General features: G+C 29.9%; 18 protein-coding genes. 11 read left to right on the plus strand and 7 right to left on the minus strand.

Annotated elements, in window-relative coordinates; translation table 11 throughout:
* Positions 1-462: LysE family transporter (locus tag PLW95_04585; protein ID HOV21940.1), on the minus strand; the 462-nt coding region annotated here is incomplete at its 3' end.
* On the minus strand, positions 459-1217 hold the full coding sequence (locus PLW95_04590; GenBank protein ID HOV21941.1) for an RsmE family RNA methyltransferase: 759 nt from the start codon (positions 1215-1217) through the stop codon (positions 459-461). The genes PLW95_04590 and PLW95_04585, both read right to left, overlap by 4 nt.
* A gap of 38 nt (positions 1218-1255) precedes the next feature.
* Here PLW95_04590 and PLW95_04595 point away from each other — a divergent pair, with 38 nt between their 5' ends.
* Complete coding sequence (locus tag PLW95_04595) at positions 1256-1567, plus strand: hypothetical protein (GenBank protein ID HOV21942.1); 312 nt, start codon at positions 1256-1258, stop codon at positions 1565-1567.
* Here PLW95_04595 and PLW95_04600 read toward each other — a convergent pair.
* Positions 1551-2153, minus strand: coding sequence for a membrane lipoprotein lipid attachment site-containing protein (locus PLW95_04600; protein HOV21943.1), 603 nt, complete (start codon positions 2151-2153; stop codon positions 1551-1553). The two genes, PLW95_04595 and PLW95_04600, sit on opposite strands and share 17 nt — an antisense overlap.
* A 90-nt stretch (positions 2154-2243) precedes the next feature.
* Here PLW95_04600 and PLW95_04605 point away from each other — a divergent pair, with 90 nt between their 5' ends.
* From PLW95_04605 to feoB, 10 genes are all read left to right on the plus strand, one after another.
* Entirely contained in the window at positions 2244-3773 is a 1530-nt protein-coding gene (locus PLW95_04605) for a 2-isopropylmalate synthase (GenBank protein ID HOV21944.1), read from the plus strand.
* A gap of 1 nt (position 3774) precedes the next feature.
* A complete protein-coding gene (gene leuC, locus PLW95_04610) occupies positions 3775-5031 on the plus strand; it encodes a 3-isopropylmalate dehydratase large subunit (protein HOV21945.1) in 1257 nt (418 codons plus the stop codon).
* Positions 5031-6047 carry a uroporphyrinogen decarboxylase family protein gene (locus PLW95_04615; GenBank protein HOV21946.1) on the plus strand — a complete coding sequence of 339 codons (1017 nt, stop codon included), beginning with the start codon at positions 5031-5033 and terminating at the stop codon, positions 6045-6047. Before leuC ends, PLW95_04615 begins: the two co-directional genes overlap by 1 nt.
* Positions 6048-6074: 27 nt before the next feature.
* Positions 6075-6917: a site-specific DNA-methyltransferase gene (locus tag PLW95_04620; protein ID HOV21947.1), complete on the plus strand. Its 843-nt coding sequence runs from the start codon at positions 6075-6077 to the stop codon at positions 6915-6917.
* A gap of 336 nt (positions 6918-7253) precedes the next feature.
* Positions 7254-7751: a 3-isopropylmalate dehydratase small subunit gene (gene leuD, locus PLW95_04625; GenBank protein ID HOV21948.1), complete on the plus strand. Its 498-nt coding sequence runs from the start codon at positions 7254-7256 to the stop codon at positions 7749-7751.
* Positions 7718-8800: a 3-isopropylmalate dehydrogenase gene (locus PLW95_04630; GenBank protein HOV21949.1), complete on the plus strand. Its 1083-nt coding sequence runs from the start codon at positions 7718-7720 to the stop codon at positions 8798-8800. The genes leuD and PLW95_04630 overlap by 34 nt, the downstream gene beginning before the upstream one ends.
* A gap of 273 nt (positions 8801-9073) precedes the next feature.
* Positions 9074-9574 (plus strand): acyltransferase, encoded by a 501-nt coding sequence (locus PLW95_04635; GenBank protein ID HOV21950.1) that lies wholly within the window; start codon positions 9074-9076, stop codon positions 9572-9574.
* 242 nt (positions 9575-9816) lie between these two features.
* Positions 9817-11166: an FAD-dependent oxidoreductase gene (locus PLW95_04640; protein HOV21951.1), complete on the plus strand. Its 1350-nt coding sequence runs from the start codon at positions 9817-9819 to the stop codon at positions 11164-11166.
* A gap of 2 nt (positions 11167-11168) precedes the next feature.
* Complete coding sequence (locus PLW95_04645; protein HOV21952.1) at positions 11169-11393, plus strand: FeoA family protein; 225 nt, start codon at positions 11169-11171, stop codon at positions 11391-11393.
* 55 nt (positions 11394-11448) lie between these two features.
* Positions 11449-13437, plus strand: coding sequence for a ferrous iron transport protein B (gene feoB / locus PLW95_04650; protein ID HOV21953.1), 1989 nt, complete (start codon positions 11449-11451; stop codon positions 13435-13437).
* Positions 13438-13541: 104 nt separating this feature from the next.
* Here the strand turns inward: feoB and PLW95_04655 are convergent, their stop codons facing one another.
* From PLW95_04655 to PLW95_04670, 4 genes are all read right to left on the minus strand, one after another.
* Positions 13542-14066: a hypothetical protein gene (locus PLW95_04655; protein ID HOV21954.1), complete on the minus strand. Its 525-nt coding sequence runs from the start codon at positions 14064-14066 to the stop codon at positions 13542-13544.
* Positions 14063-15301, minus strand: coding sequence for an AAA family ATPase (locus PLW95_04660; GenBank protein HOV21955.1), 1239 nt, complete (start codon positions 15299-15301; stop codon positions 14063-14065). Before PLW95_04660 ends, PLW95_04655 begins: the two co-directional genes overlap by 4 nt.
* A 78-nt stretch (positions 15302-15379) precedes the next feature.
* The gene (locus tag PLW95_04665) at positions 15380-15757 is read right to left on the minus strand and encodes a nucleotidyltransferase domain-containing protein (protein HOV21956.1); all 378 of its coding nucleotides are present in this window, start codon (positions 15755-15757) and stop codon (positions 15380-15382) included.
* A gap of 354 nt (positions 15758-16111) precedes the next feature.
* Positions 16112-17188, minus strand: coding sequence for a SufD family Fe-S cluster assembly protein (locus tag PLW95_04670; GenBank protein HOV21957.1), 1077 nt, complete (start codon positions 17186-17188; stop codon positions 16112-16114).
* Positions 17189-17419: the final 231 nt, after the last annotated feature.

Raw genomic sequence — 17419 nt, forward strand, 5'->3', positions numbered from 1 at the left:
AATATGCCCAACAAAAAATAAAAAAACACCTTTTACTCCAAATTTCAAAGAAATAGTGAAATATGTTAATCCAATAGTTAACCACCACAAAAACCAGTAAGGGTTTGAAAGAGAGGCAATAATTCCTTTCAATGGTAGAGAGAAATTTTTCTTTCCCCCCTTTTCTTTCATATACAGGCCCTTTTTTATAAGCATACTAAATCCCATATAAATAAGAACCAAACAACCGAAAAAAGCAACAATTTTAAAAACAAGTTGATTTTTTAAAAATTGAGTTATTCCTGTAAAAAATATTGAAATTAACAGAAATTCAAGAAAAGCATGTCCTGAAATAAGCAATGGTCCAGTTTTTACCCCATTTTTATATGTTTCAACAATCGTAACAGCGAGAAGAGGACCAGGGGACAAAGCACCAGAAAAAGCAACAAAAAAAGATGTAAAAAAAATCCATAATAAGTTCATTTCAGTATTTGTTCAAATTCATAAATTACAATTGCAGTTGCTACAATAGAAGCAATTTCTACCTTTAAAATTCTTTTTCCCAATGAAGAAATTAAAAAATTATTTTCTTTTGCTAATGAAATTTCTTCTTCATCAAACCCACCTTCTGGTCCAATAAAAATGTGAATTTTTTTATTTTCTGTAATTTTTATTTTTTCTTCAACTATAATATCTCTTAAAATTCTACTTTCCCCTTCCCAGAAAACAATTCCTATATCTTTCTGTATTTTGATTGCATCATTGAAATTCATAAAAGAAACCACATCAGGAACTATCACTCTTCCTGATACTTTGCTTGCCTGTTGGCAAACCTTTTTCCATCTTTCTATTTTCTTTTCTTCTTTTTTTTTATCTTCAATATTAACAATAACTCTTTTACTTATAACAGGATAAATTTTTTTTACTCCTAATTGGGCAGTCCCTTCTACTATTTGTTCCATCTTTTTTCCTTTTGGAACTGCCTGAAATAAACAAATATCAAAAGGTGTTTCTATATCAAATTTTTTCTCTGCTTTTATTATTTTCCCATAAATAATTCCTTTAACCATTTTTGAAACTTCAATTAAATATTCTTTTCCGGAACCATCAAATCCAGCAAAAATATCATTTGGTTTCATTCTTAAAACATTTTTTAAATAATGATATGTCTCCCCTCTAATTTTCACATTATCTTTTTCAATTAACCAATCATTTCTATTTAAGTAAATTCTTTTCATCTCAGTTTCCTTTTTCTTTAATGTAGTATAATATTTATATGTCAAATTTAAAAATTCTTATAAAATGGTGTTTTATATATTTTGCTGGTTTAATAGTAAATAAATTCATTTCTCAATTTATTCTTTATATTTTCTGTATTGTTGGTTTTTTGACAGGGTTTATTTTAAGGGTTGTTGGCAAGTATCCAGGAAAAACAGAACCACTAATTCTTGATTTCTCAGCTTTTTTGCTCGCAATTGTAATTTTATTTTTAAATAAATCAATTAATTTTAAAATCGGACTTTTTCTTATATTTTTACCACATATTATTTATAATTTAGTTTTGATTTCATTTATTTTAATCTTTTAAGGTCAAAATCAAATGTGCATGTTTCTTCTTTTTCATTTTCAAATGGTTTAAAAGATACAATAAGAGAAATTTGGGCATCATCTGGTATATCATCTTTAGGAAATACAATTTTCCCTGTTACTATCTGAGTATAATCTCTTGCCACTTGTGAAAATTTTGGGAAAAAACAATAAGTGGGTGAAAATTCTTTATCTTTATATTTCAACTTTGCGTTTACAGTCCTCCCAAATTGAGGATAATTACCAAAAAGAGTAACTTCAAAAGATATTTTATCATTTTCTTTTGCAAGAATTTTTTCAACCATATCAATATCAACTTTCTCATTATTTTCTGCTGCTTTTTTTCCTATTAAAGCAACTTTTAAAAATGGGGTAATTAAAATCGCCCTGCCCTTTCCATAATCATATCCAAGGTTCACTGCCCAATTTTCAGTAAATTCAGTATAACTTAAAGAGAAATTATCTTTTCCAAAATTAAGACATTCTTCAATTTCTTTATCGCTCAATGGTAAATTATAATTTTCCTTTTTTTTCTGACATCCAGTTAATATTACAAAAATTAATAATAGAAAAAATATCTTTTTCATATTATTTATTATAAATTTTTTAAAAATTTTCGTCAATTATTATTGCCAAAAATACCTCTTGTGTGGTATGATAAATCATTGGAGGAAAAAATGGAAAAAATTGTAATTTTTGATACAACTTTGAGAGATGGTGAACAATCTCCAGGGGCGAGTTTAACAAGTGAAGAGAAATTAAAAATATCTTTTCAACTTGAAAAATTAGGAGTTGATATTATTGAAGGTGGTTTTCCAATTGCATCGGAAGATGACGCAAAGGCAGTAAAAGAAATAGGAGAAAAAATTAAAAAAAGCAGTGTATGTGCTCTTGCAAGATGTAAAAATCAAGATATTGATGTTGCTCTAAAATCACTTGAAAAAGCAAATAAACCACGACTCCATTTGTTTCTTGCAACATCTGAAATACATAGAAAATATAAATTAAATAAAGCAAAAAGTGAAATCGTCAGAATTGCAAAAGAATCAGTTAGATATGCAAAAAAATTTATTGATGATATTGAATTTTCACCGGAGGATGCTTCAAGAACAGAAATTGACTTTCTAATTGAGGTATCAAAAGCAGTTATTGAAGAAGGAGCAAAAACAATAAATATTCCAGATACTGTTGGTTATTCAAATCCATGGGAATTTGGAGAAATGATAAAAATGCTTAAAGAAAATTTACCAGATGATATAATTTTAAGTGTTCACTGCCACAATGACCTTGGACTTGCAGTTGCAAATTCACTTTCTGCTATTTTAAATGGAGCAAAACAGATAGAATGCACAATAAATGGTATTGGAGAAAGAGCAGGAAATGCTTCACTTGAAGAAATTGTTATGAATCTCAAAGTAAGAGAAGATTATTTCAAATTTACAACTGATATAAACACAAAAGAAATATATAAAACAAGCCGACTTGTTTCTTCTTTAACAGGGATACCAGTTCAACCAAATAAAGCAATAGTTGGAGAAAATGCTTTCAGACATGAAGCAGGAATTCATCAGGATGGTGTTTTAAAATATAGAGGAACTTATGAAATAATGAGTCCTGAACTGATTGGATTGCAAGGAGACCAACTTGTTCTTGGAAAACATTCAGGAAGACATGCTTTAAAATCAAGATTACAGGATTTAGGGTTTGATATAAAAAATAGTGAACTTGAAAAGGTCTTTCAAAGGTTTAAACAATTATCAGATAAAAAGAAAGAAATAACAGATATAGACCTTATAGTTATAGCAGAAGAAGAGTTAACACCATTAAAACCATTTTATTCTCTTGTTTATTTTCATATTATTTCTGGTACATCAACAATTCCAAGTGCAACTGTTCGTTTAGAAAAAGAAGGGAAAATTTATGAAGATGCTTCAAGTGGAGATGGACCAGTTGAAGCTATTTATAGAGCAATAGATAGAATTACAGGACTCACTCCAACTTTGAAAGAATATAAAATAAACGCAATTACTGGTGGAAAAGACGCTCAGGGAGAAGTTGTTGTTACATTAGAAATAGATGGAATAAGAACTTCTGGGAAAGGAGTAAGTACTGATGTTATTGAAGCAAGTGCAAAAGCATATATAACTGCAATAAACTATTATATTTCAAAAAAGGACCTTATTAAAAAAGCATACAAAGGGACATAAAATGACAATAACACAAAAAATTATCGCAAAACACTGTGATAAAAGTGATGTCTTACCAGGTGAATTTGTTGAAGGTAATGTGGACATAATTTTAGCAAATGATGTAACAGGACCTCTGGCAATAAATGAATTCGAAAAAATTGGAGCAAAAGATGTGTTTTCATCAGAAAAAATTGTTCTTGTTCCTGACCATTTTACCCCCTGTAAAGATATAAAAAGTGCAGAACTTGTCAAAACACTTAGAAATTTCGCCAAAAAATATAAAGTAAGATTTTATGAAATAGGGAAAGTTGGAGTTGAACACGCTCTTTTACCAGAAGAAGGACTTACACTGCCTGGAAATTTAATTATAGGAGCAGATAGTCATACATGCACTTATGGAGCAGTTGGTGCTTTTTCAACAGGGGTTGGTAGTACTGATGTCGCAGCGGCGATGGTAATGGGAAAGGTCTGGTTGAAAGTACCTTCAACTATAAAATTTTATTATTATGGAAATTTAAGCAAGTATGTTGGTGGAAAAGACCTTATTCTTTATACCATTGGGAGAATTGGAGTTAATGGTGCTTTATATAAAAGTATGGAGTTTACCGGACCTGTAATTGAAAATTTACCGATGGATGACAGGTTCACAATTTGTAATATGGTAATTGAGTGTGGAGGAAAAAATGGAGTAATCCCTCCAGATGAAAAAACAATTCAATTCACAAAAGAAGTTAGTGGAAAGGAAATTGATATAAGTTGGATAAAAACAGATACTGATAATGACTATGAAAAAATAATTGAAATAAATTGTAATGAAATTCAACCACAGGTATCTGCTCCACACCTGCCAAGTAATTCAAAAGATGTAAGGGAATTTTCAAATGTAAAAATTGACCAGGTTTTTATTGGCTCATGCACAAATGGAAGAATATCTGATTTAAGAAAGTCAGCAAAAATATTTAAAGGCAAGAGAGTTCATCCAGAAGTCAGATGTATTGTAATTCCTGCAACACAAAAAGTTTATAAACAGGCATTGAAAGAAGGACTTATTGATATTTTCTTAGATAGTGGTTGTGTTATAGGACCTCCAACCTGTGGACCATGTTTAGGAGGTCATATGGGAGTTTTAGGAAAAGGCGAAGTTGCAATAGCAACAACAAATAGAAATTTTGTTGGAAGAATGGGACATCCTGAAAGTTATGTTTATCTTTCAAATCCAGAAGTTGCATCAGCATCGGCAATAAAAGGAAAAATAACACATCCTGACGAAATATAATGAAAAATTGGGAAAAAAAAGAAACATTTTTAAAAATAATCCAAAGAAAAGGTAAAGGGATAATTCCTGCACGAGTATCAATAATTGCAACAATTTGGGATAGTGACCCTGAATTTTTTGAGAATCTAAAAAAAGAATATCCCGATGTAAGTTTAAACGTGTCAAGAAATTTAGAAAGAGAAAAAGAAAATTTTAAAAAAGACCAGTGGGGATGTATATGGCATTTTCCTGGGAACTATCTTGATGGTCAGGTAATTGAACATCCTCTTTCTTCATGGGATTTATTTAAGAATTTTACTCCCCCTAACCCTGCTGAACATAGAGATTGGATATTAACAAAAAAAGAAATAGAGGAAGTAAAAAAAGAAGGGGGATTTTCATCAGTAGGTGTTGAACATGGTTTTTTTTATTTACGACTTACTTATTTAAGAGGTTTTAATAATTTAATGATTGATATTGGAAGTAAAGAACCAAAATTAAAAGAACTTATAAAAATTTTAACTGAATATTGGAAAGATGTAGTAAAAAGATTAGTCGAATTAAAACCAGATATGATATCTTTTGGAGATGACTTAGGACATCAAAACACACTTCCAATAAACCCTCAAACATGGAGGGAGTTGATAAAGCCATCTTATAAAGAAATTTTTTCTATTTGTAGAGAAAAGGGTATTGAAGTTTATTTGCATAGTGATGGATATATTGTTGATATTATTCCCGACCTTATAGATGTTGGAGTAACAATTCTAAACCCTCAGGATCTTGTAAATGGATTAGATTATCTTGAAAAAATTGCAAAAGGAAAAGTAACAATAGACCTTGACATTGATAGACAAAAAATAACTGTATTTGGTAAACCAAAAAACATTGAAAACCATATAAAAAATTGTGTTGAAAAACTTGGTTCTAAAAATGGTGGTTTATTACTTTTGTATGGTGCTTATCCGGGAACACCAAAAGAAAATATCGCTGCTGTTATAAAATCAATGCAAAAATATCACAATTTCTGGGTGTAATTAAAAGTTGAAAAAAAAGGAAAATATATGAAAATTTATGATGAAAAAACATACTTAGTTCAACAAAATACTTCTAATTTAAAAACAATTGAAATAAAAGAAAAAATGATAAAACATTTATTAAGTAAATATTTTATTAAAAATATGAATGATTGGGCAGGAATAGAAAGTGATTTAATAATTGCTGACCCACCCTTTGGAATTAAATTTAGTGGAAAACCTACAAATTATCATAGAAATGCTGAAAATGTAGTTGATGGCTATGTAGAATGGGGTGTATCAGAATATGGAAAAAAAATTCAGGAATTGTTAGAGTGTATTAAAAGAAATTTAAAAGAAAATGGTCAGGCATTGATTTTTTCTGGATGGAATAATAGTAATATTATTCAAGATATACTTATGAGATTTAAAGGACTAAAATTAAGAAGTAAGATGTATTGGATGTATAATTTTGCCCCTGTTTGTAGAAAAAAACCATCCCATAATGTTTATGAAATTTTTTGGATAACAAAAAGTGAAAAATGGACTTATAATAAGAGATGCAACACCGAACATTGCCAGATAGGAGAACCAAATTTAACTACCTTAAATTTTAAAAGGGACTACAAAGTTAATATGCCAAAATATCCAACACGACTTCCATTTAAACTTTTACAGTGTCTAATAGAGCACTTTTCTAATAAAAATGACTTAATTTTTGACCCTTTATGTGGAAGTGGAATGGTAGGAGTTGTTTCATACATTTTGAAACGGGATTTTATTATAGGTGACTTAAATAAAAATGGGAAGTTTGTTTTTAAATATCTTTTAGATTATTATCTGAACAAAAATGGCTTAATTCAAGATACTCAGGAAAACTATATTGCATGAAAATTAGCAAGTATTAGAAAAACAGAGTTGGTGCGTCATTTCCCCACTTTGATAAACCGACTGAGGTAGCAAAGATTAACAAGCAGAGTTGGTGCCGTAATGTATTTCAATAGGCACAACGGGAGTTAAGGGGGATTTAGGAAATGTAAAGTGTAAAGGGAAAAATGTAAAATAAAAAACCCCCTCACTCTAACTCCTCGGGCGTAAGCCCTACGGGCGAGCCTCTCCCCTGCGGGAAGAGGGAAAAAAGAGGGGAATGTATTTTCTTCTCCACTTGGGAGAAAAAATAAATAACCAAAATTTTGGCAGAATACAATATAAAGATGGAGGAAAAAGATGAAAATAAAAGGAAAGGTATGGAAATTTGGAGACCATGTAAATACTGATGATATAATTTCTGCAAGATACTTAAATACAACTGATGAAAAAGAACTTGCATCACATTGTATGGAAACAATAAGACCTGACTTTGTAAAAAAAGTTCAGAAAGGTGATATAATTGTTGCAGGAGAAAATTTTGGATGTGGAAGTAGTAGAGAACATGCTCCAATAGCAATTAAGGAATGTAGTATTTCAGTAGTTATTGCAAAAAGTTTTGCAAGAATTTTTTTCAGAAATTCAATAAATATTGGACTTCCCCTTATTGAACTGGAAGAAGTGAACAGAATTAATGAAGGAAACATACTTGAAATTGACCTTGAAAACGGAATAATAAATAATTTAACAAATGGTGAAATTTATAAATTTTCTAAATATCCTGAATTTTTACAGGAAATTGTTAAAAATGGAGGGTTAATGCAATGGGTAAAAAAGAAATATATAAAATCGGTGTAATTGGTGGTGATGGAATTGGTCCTGAAATTATAAGACAGGGTATTAAGGTTTTACAGGCAGTTGGAGAAAGAGAAAATATTAAATTTGAGTTCATTGAATATGATTTTGGAGGAGAAAGATATTTAAAAACAGGAGAAACATTACCTTCCAGTGCAATTGATGAATTCAGAAAATTAGACGCAATATATTTAGGAGCAGTTGGGCATCCTGATGTGCAACCTGGAATATTAGAAAAAGAAATACTCTTGAAAATAAGGTTTGAACTTGACCAGTACATAAATTTAAGACCTGTAAAACTTTATCCAGGTGTATGGTGTCCATTAAAAGATAAAAATGAGAAAGATATTGACTATGTAATTGTTAGAGAAAATACTGAGGGACTATATTGTGGAATAGGAGGAAATTTTAAAAAAGAAACAAAAGATGAAGTTGCGACACAACTTGAAATAAATACAAGAAAGGGAGTTGAAAGATGTATAAAATATGCATTTGAATATGCAAGAAAAAGAAATAAAGAGAAAAAATTAACTGTTGTTGATAAAGCAAATGTCCTAACTTATGCAGGAGACCTCTGGAGAAGAACAGCAAGTCAATTAAGTTGTAATTATCCAGATATAAAACTTGATTTTGCTTTTGTTGATGCTACCTGTATGTGGATGGTAAAAAATCCTGAATGGTTTGATGTAGTTGTGACAAATAATATGTTTGGAGATATAATAACAGACCTTGGGGCAATAACTCAGGGTGGTCTTGGAATAGCAGCAGGAGGAAATATAAATCCAGAAGGTGTGAGTATGTTTGAGCCAATACATGGTTCTGCTCCTAAATATGCAGGGAAAAATGTTGCATGTCCTCTTGCTACAATATCAGCAGGTGGTATGATGCTTGAAACACTTGGAGAAGAAAAGGCAGCAAATTTAATAGAAAAGGCAATTATAAAAGCATTAGGAGAAGGATATATAAAAAGTTTAGAAGCAGGGAAAATGGGGTTAACAACGGATGAAGTTGGGGATTTAATATCAAAATTTGTTAAAGAAATTAATGAATAAAAAAATAGATTATCTTTACTTATGTAAAATCAGAATTAGAGGGATGGAGAATTAAAGAAAAACTTGAAACAGAAGGGATACCCGTTATTATCCAGCAAGAAGCAACAGGAAAAATTTCTGGATTAACAATTGGTGAACTTGGAGAAATAAAAGTCCTTGTCCCAATTTCTTTTTTGAAACAGGCAAAAGAAATCTTAAATATTACAAAGTATTGTTAAAAAAATAAAATTTCTTATTTAACTTTGTCTGAACCACATATAAAAAGGAGAGTAAATGGTTGACTATAGAAAATTATTTAAAAGTTGTGGAGAAAATGTAATAATTGAGGACTCAGTAATAATTTATCAACCTGAGAAAATGAGTGTTGGCAATAATATTAAGTTTTACCATGGGGTTTATATTGAAGTAGGTAATTTAGAAAAATCGTTTATTGAAATTGGAGATAATTCTCATTTTGCCCCCTATACTATTTTGTATGGAGGAAGAGGGCTAAAAATTGGGTGGGGTGTATGTGTAGCAGCCCATGTTGTTTTTGCAACTATTGGAGAAGGATATGAAAAAGCAGATATTCCCATGTATTGCCAAAAACCATCATCTGGTGGACCAATTATTGTTGAAGATAATGTCTGGATTTGTGCTAATGCAGTAATTACTGCTAATGTTACAATTGGAACAGGAAGTATTGTTGGTGCAGGTGCTGTTGTAACAAGAGATGTTGAGCCATATTCTATTGTAGGAGGTGTTCCTGCTCGTTTAATTCGCAAGAGAAAATAATTTTAACAATAATGTCTATTCTTAAATTACCTATCAACTGGACTAATTTAAAGCAGAGAGTATAGAGAAATATATCCCGACTTTCTCTTGAAAATGGAAGGAGATAAAGGAAAAAAAGTATAAAGTTTTCCCTTTGGGGAATTAGTGGTATTTGAAGTTTTAAAATTTAGTAAAGTAAATAAAAAAATTTTATTGCAAAATCTTATTGAAAGTACCTATTGGTTTAAAAAAGGAGAATAAAAATGGAAAAAGATGTAGTTGTAATTGGAGGTGGGCCTGCTGGAATTTCTGCTTCCTGGGCTGCTGCAAAAAGTGGTAGTAGCGTTCTTTTAATTGAAAGATATGGTTTTTTAGGTGGTATGGCAACTTCTGGACTTATTGGACCAATACTTGGTCATTATTTATCTGAAAAAAAACCTTCTGTTGCTGGTTTTTTAAAATTTCTTGTTGAAAAAATATCTGAATTTGATGGATGTGAAAAATGGGAAAGTGCATGTAAAAAAGGTGGAATACCTTTTGATACAGAGATTTTTAAATATGCATCTGAATTATTACTTTTAGAACAAAATGTAGAAATTCTTTATCATTCATTTATTATATCCTCAAAAACAGAAAATGGAGAAATAAAAGAGATAGAAGTTGCAAATAAAAGTGGCATACAAAAAATAAGAGGTAATGTTTTTATTGACACAACAGGAGATGCTGATGTTACATATCTATCTGGTTTTGAGTGCACAAAAGGAAGACCACAGGATGGGAAAATGCACTCAATGGGGACTATATTTAAAGTAGGCGGAATAGATGAAAAAAAATTAACAGAAGAAGTAATAAAAGATGCGAGCGAAAAGTTAAAAATTTTGAGAGAAAAAGGTGAATTAAAAATTTGGAACACTGGACTTGGTGGAAAAGGAAGCACAATAAGAAAGGGAGAAAGGTCATTTAATATTACAAGATTTTCTGGAGATGGAACAAATATAAATGATCTAACAAAAGGTGAAATAGAATTAAGAGAACAAACATTTAAACTTTTTGAATTTCTAAAGAAAAATGTTTCTGGCTTTGAAAATGCCTATATATCTGCTCTGCCTGCCAATATAGGAATAAGAGAGACAAGACAGATAAAAGGGCTTTATACTTTGATAGACGAGGACATTATTTCAGGGAAAAAAGCACAAGATAGTATTGCAAGAGGAACATATATGATTGATATTCATTGCCCATTAGGAAGAACAAAAAATAATGTCCATCTCTGTGTAAAAGAATGTTCTACAAAAGAGTACTGTATAATGCTCGATAAATATATGGATTATTTACCTTCAAAAGAAAAACTTTATCCACCTATCAATGATTACTATTCTATACCTTCAAGATGTCTTATACCTCTTGGAGCAAAAAATCTTGTTGTAGGTGGAAGATGTATTTCAGCAGAGCATAAAGCAATGGCATCAATAAGAGTTATGGCAATCTGCATGGCAACAGGTCAAGCAGCAGGGATAATTGCCTCATTATCTTCAAAAAATAATACTCCCGTAAATAAAGTAAATATAAAAGAGGTTCAAAAAATCATAACTCAGCAGGAAGGAATATATTAAAAATGATAAAATTGAGTGATACAAAAGAAGGAATATATAAAATTGTAAATATTGAAAAATGTGGGAAGGGAAGATTAAAAAAATTATATAATTTGGGTATTTTTGTTGGAGATGTTATTGAAGTTATAAAACCAGGGCCAGGTCCTGTAATTATTAAAAAAGGAAATACAAGAATAGGTATTGGTAATGGAATAGCAAACGATATAATAATTGAACCAATTGACTAAAAAGTAGTAAGTAGCAAGATGGAATGAAAGACACACCTCTTATTAAATATTTACGATGGAAGAAAAAACAATTGCAATAAGTGGAAATCCTAATACAGGAAAAACTACTATTTTTAATACACTAACAGGGTTAAGACAGGAAATTGGAAATTGGCCCGGGGTTACAGTTGAAAAAAAAGAAGGTTATTTTATATACAAAAATATAAAATTTAATGTTGTTGACCTACCTGGAACATATACACTGATAGAAGAAAGCGAAGACCAGAAAATAGCAATTGACTTTCTGACAAATGAAAAAGTAGATACTGTCATTTTAACTGCTAACGCCTCAAATCTTGATAGAAGTTTATACCTTCTTATTTTGCTCTCTGAATTAAATCAAAATATTATTGTTGTTCTTAATATGATTGATATTGCAGAAAAAGAGGGTATTAAATATGATATAGAAAAACTTGAGAAGATATTTGGAATCCCTTTTGTTGAAACAATAGCAAATAAGGGATATGGAATTGAAAACCTTAAAGAAAAAATATATGAAAAAACAAGGGATAAAAGGGAAAAATATTTTTTTAAAATAAATTATGGAGAAGAAATAGAAAATTATGTATCAAAAATTGAAGGGAAACTTCAAAATATCTCTTTGCCCTACCCTTCTAAATTTATATCTTTAAGGTTATTAGAAAAAGACGAAAGAATAAGAGAACTGATAAAAAATAAAGTAAATATAAATGAAATTGATGAAATTATTGGCCAATTAGAAAAAAAGATTCCCAATATAGAAGTTATTTTAATAGAAAAAAGATACGGAATTATCAATGGAATGGTTAAAGAATGCCTTTTATCAAGAAAGAAAGTAGAAAAAAGAATTGAAATTACAAATTATTTAGATAGAGTTCTTACAAACAATTTTTTAGGTCCTTTAATTTTTCTTTTGATAATGTTTATAATATTTCAGATTGTTTTTAAATGGGGAGCACCTTTTCAGGAACTTTTAGACAAATTTTTTCATTTTTCAGGAGAAAAAATATCTTTATTTTTACACTCAATAAACGCCCCCTTATTTCTTATTTCTTTTATTGAAGAAGGAATAATCTCTGGAATTGGTTCTGTTGTTATGTTTCTACCAAATATTTTTCTTTTCTTTTTACTCTTTTCTATTTTAGAAGAGACGGGCTACATGGCAAGGGCTGCTTTTACAACAGATAGATTGATGCATAAAATGGGACTTCATGGAAAAAGTGCTATTCCACTGATACTTGGGTTTGGATGTAATGTTCCTGCAATAATGTCAACAAGAACATTAGAAACAAAAAAAGATAAAATTTTAACCATCCTTGTTATACCATTTATGAGTTGTTCTGCCCGACTTCCTGTTTATATTCTTTTCACAGGTATTTTCTTCAAAAGTCATCAGTCATTGGTAATTTTTTCTATTTACTTAATTGGAATTTTGTTGGGAATTCTAATGGCACGAATTTTAAAATTTATTTTTTTCAAAGAAGAATCAATACCAATTATAATAGAACTTCCTCCTTATGAAATTCCATACTGGAAAAATGTAATAATTGAGGGATGGGAAAGAACAAAAGTATTTTTAAAAAGAGCAGGAACAATTATATTTGTAGGAGTGTTGATTTTATGGTTTTTGAGTTATTTTCCTGACCCATCTAATTTTGGTAAAGAAACAAGTTTAATTGGAAGAATAGGTAATTTTTTTGCTCCTATTTTAAAACCAGCAGGGTTTGGGTTCTGGCAGGCATCAGTTGCTTTAATTTTTGGAATATATGCAAAAGAACTTGTTGTTGGATGTTTTGGAACTTTATTTGGAGAAAACAACCTTTCTACAATTCTCCCCTATTATTTTACACCCGCATCTGCCTATTCTTTTATGCTTATGACATTATTATATATCCCATGTCTTGCAACAATTGCTATTATAAAAAGAGAAATTGGAATAAAATGGGCATTATTTTCTGCTATATTTTCAATTTTTCTTGGCTACCTCATCTCAACTCTCTTCTACCAACTCACCCTCCTCTTCTAATTCCCTAATTTATACAAAATTTCATTAATAGTAAATAAAATTCTGTGTAAGTCAAAACCCAAATAAGATTACATTTTGATATTAACAATTCTTAATAGCATATTTTACTTACAATTATATTTTTCAATAAAATATTTAAATGACTTATTTTTCTCCATTGCCACTTCTGTAGAAAAATGTTTCAAAATCTCTATTTTTAAATCCTTGAGGTCGGATTCTTTACCAACCAAGGATTTAAATTTTCCCTTATCAACATTATCAGTTGTCTCCAAAGAAGAAATCTTGAGTTTTTTAGCATTTGCATTATCTAACCCTGCAAGATACCAACTTTCTATTTTCTTTATTACCACAATTATTCTATCTAAATCAACATAACTAAATTTTTCCCATATTTGTTGTTTTTTGGCAGTCACACACGGTGAATCGTTAATATCGACTACAAAGATATAATCTGTCATAGGTATTTTTTTGATGCTAAGAATTATGTTTTTAACTCCCTCTTTCGTTTTCTCTGCATATTTCAATATAATAATTTCATAATATCTATTTTTAAATTTTGGCTTTACTATTTTGTCAAAAAATCGCTCATCATCGGGCCCTTCTACAAGAAAATATAATCTATCTTTCATATATTTGACCCAAGTAAATTTTGTACATAAAGTTCTTCAATACCTAATTCATTTTCTAAAAATATTTTAACATCTTCTTTCTCTTGTGGTTTAGAAATAACCGAAAAACCATTTTTGTCGCGGGAAATGAGTAGAATATTTTCTAAACCTGCATGTTTTACTATCTCAGGGTTGTGAGTAGTAACAATTACCTGTGTTGTTACATCTTTCATCATCTCTACCACTTTTGAAATAAGATAAGGATGTATATTTCTTTCTGGCTCTTCAATTATAGTTATTGGTTTTTTTTCAAAATATAAAGCAATAATTAAAGCAATTATATTTACTGTTCCATCAGAAATTAAAGATGCGGGTAAATATTCCTTCTTACTATATGTTTCCTTTAACTTAAAAAATAAAGATTTATCTACAAATTTTTCTACATTTAAATTATCTACAAAGGGTAAAAGGTCTTGTACTAAATTAAAAAATTTTCTTTTATTTTCCTTGTTTTCTATAATATTTTTGAGAATAATGGCTAAATTACTTCCATCTTCTTCCAATTCTGCTTTTCCAGTTATAGGCGTAGCTCTTTTAATAATTTTAGGGTCAAAATCATATATTGAGATATCACTAAAAATCGGCGGCATAATAAAAGACGTAACTCTTTCCAAAAGAAGCGATTTTTGTTTATTTTGTTCAATTGTTAAAAAAGGGGGAATTATATCATCCGTTGATATTTCATTTGGCAATTTTGATGGAACAACATTAATTTTCCCATTGATCTTAGAAATAGTAATTTCTCCAATCTCTTTCTTTTTTTCTTTACCGATTCTTTCTTGTTGTACCTCAATGTTAAATTTTTGTACTATTTGCTCTTCAGTTTCAACTCCTAATCCCCTTTTTCTAAATTTTATAGTAAAGTTATAAATCGTCTCGTATACCCCCGCTCTTATAAATTTTTTCTCTGGTTTTTTCGCCATAAAAGGTCTCATATATACTTGATCTGAAATAACTTCTAATGAAAAATTATCTGATGAGCCAATATTCATATTCCTGAGATATTCAATACCTCCCTGCATAGATATGGCATTATCCAAACCAAAATTTTTTATATCTTTGAGAAATCTAAAAATTTGTATAAAATTTGATTTACCAGAGGCATTAGCACCTATTAACACATTAAATTTACCGAGATTTATTTCCATATCCCTGAAACTTTTAAAATTTGATAATTTAATTTTCTTTATGGCCATATTTTTACCTCCTTAGTAAAATGGCAGATAAATTCGTATATGTCAAATATTCATCTATTCTTCAACAATTCTAATTTATTAAATACCATAATATCTCTCTGCCTTGTAAAATATTATTTCTCCTTCAATATATGCTTCATTTGAGATTGTATTTACAACATTTTTTTCACTTTCAAAATCATTTAATGTCTTGATAATTATATCAAAGGGAGTAAAAGGAAAATGTTTATGAAGTGCATTAAATATATCTTGCCAGATTTTTCTTTTCTGGTTAATTTTTACATTATTTCTTATTATAATTAAAATATCAAAATCACTTTCTTCATTAAAATCGCCTCTTGCACGAGAACCAAACAGAATTATTTCATCAATTGTAATGTTAGATTTTGTAAGCACTTCCACAATTATATTTCTAATTTTTTCTTCCATTGTTTTTTCCATTTCTTTTGCTTTCATTTCACCCATCCTAAAAAATACTACCTTTTAAAAATTAGCAGTTTTTCTTCATTAAAATTATACAACAAAGAAAGAAAAAAGGTAAATGAGAGAGAGGGACATACAAGGGTAGAATTTTTAAATAAAATCCACCTTAGTTCGTTGTTCTTATTAAGAAAATCCCCCTCATCCCTGCCCTCGAGTGTAGTTCTACGGGCGAGCCTTCTCCCCTTGGGGGAGAAGGAAATAAATTCCCTCTTTTTCCCTCTCCCCATAGGGGAGAGGATAGGTGAGGGGAGATTATTCTTAAAATGTTTTTGAGACATAAGTCCTTGATTCTCATACACTTGTTAACTTCGTAGGTTAATAGATGAGTTAGAGGGGGGACTGGGTTAATTCAGAGGTAATTTTGTCTATCTCATTTTTTATAACTTCTGGAAGTCCCAATATCTCTGTGTTCATAAAACCTCTTATTATAATTGATTGTGCTTCTTCTTCTGGTATTCCTCTACTTGCAAGATATTCAATTTCTTCTTTTCTTATTTTCCCAATTGCTGCTTCATGACTTAATTCTACATCCTGAAAGTCAGTCTCTAATTCAGGAATTGCAATTATTTTCCCCCTTTCAGAAAGAACAAGTCCTTTACATTCTAAATGTCCTTTGACTTGTGGTGATATTGCTTTCAAGTTTCCTCTTGATATTACAGTTCCACCTAAGGAAATTGCTCTGCTTATCACTTCTGCTGATGTGGCTCTTTCTGCAAAAATTACTCTATTGCCAATATCCTGATAACAATCTGGAAATCCAACAACTATTGAGTTAAATCTTACTCTTGAATTTTTGCCTTTGAGAATTGCAGTTGGATACATTACTATTTTTTTAACTGGTTTGAAATTCATATAATTTGAAATAAAAACACCTCCTTCTTCCACTACTGCAACACTTTTGGGTTCAACTTCAACATCTTTTTTCCATGAATGGAGCATTGTAAAGTTTAAAAAACCCCCTTTATGGATAAAAAATTCTGAAATTCCAAGATGGTATGCCTCATTTGCTGCCTTTAATGATGTGCAACCATTGATAAGATATAACTCTGCTCCTTCTTCAACAATTATTATGTTATGAACTTTTTGTTTAAATTTTTCTGTTTTTAAAATTAAACATGCCTGAACAGGAAATAGGACCTTTTTGCCTTTTTTTACTCTTATAAAATAACCACCCTTTGTATTTTTATCATAATGGATATTAAACATCTCAAATGCTTTGCCAAAATATTTTTCTTTTACCTCTGGATATTTTTCAAGTGCATTTTCTATTGAGGAAATTTCTAAATTTTCTTCTTTTATACCTGCAAGTAAAACATTATTGTCTTCCTGAACAAAACTACCTGCTCTTTCTTTTTCTTCTGTATCATATCCAACTTCTTCAAGTTTTTTATATTCTTCTTTCATTTTTTTTCCTTTAATATCCCTCAAATCTGCTTATATTTCACAGAGATAATAGGTTTCAATAAAATCCCCCCTCATCCCTCCTTCTCCCCCAAGGGAGAAGGAATAAAAACCCCCCTCACCCCCCTTTCTAAAAGGGGAAACTTTTGGGTAAGAGATATCTCTTTTTAAGTGGGGAACTTTAGCACCAATTTTTTCATTTTGCCTTCCTCATTTTGCAATTCCTAAAATCCC

It is taken from the genome of bacterium (assembly GCA_035370465.1).
Taxonomy (GTDB): Bacteria; Ratteibacteria; UBA8468; order B48-G9; family JAFGKM01; genus JAGGVW01.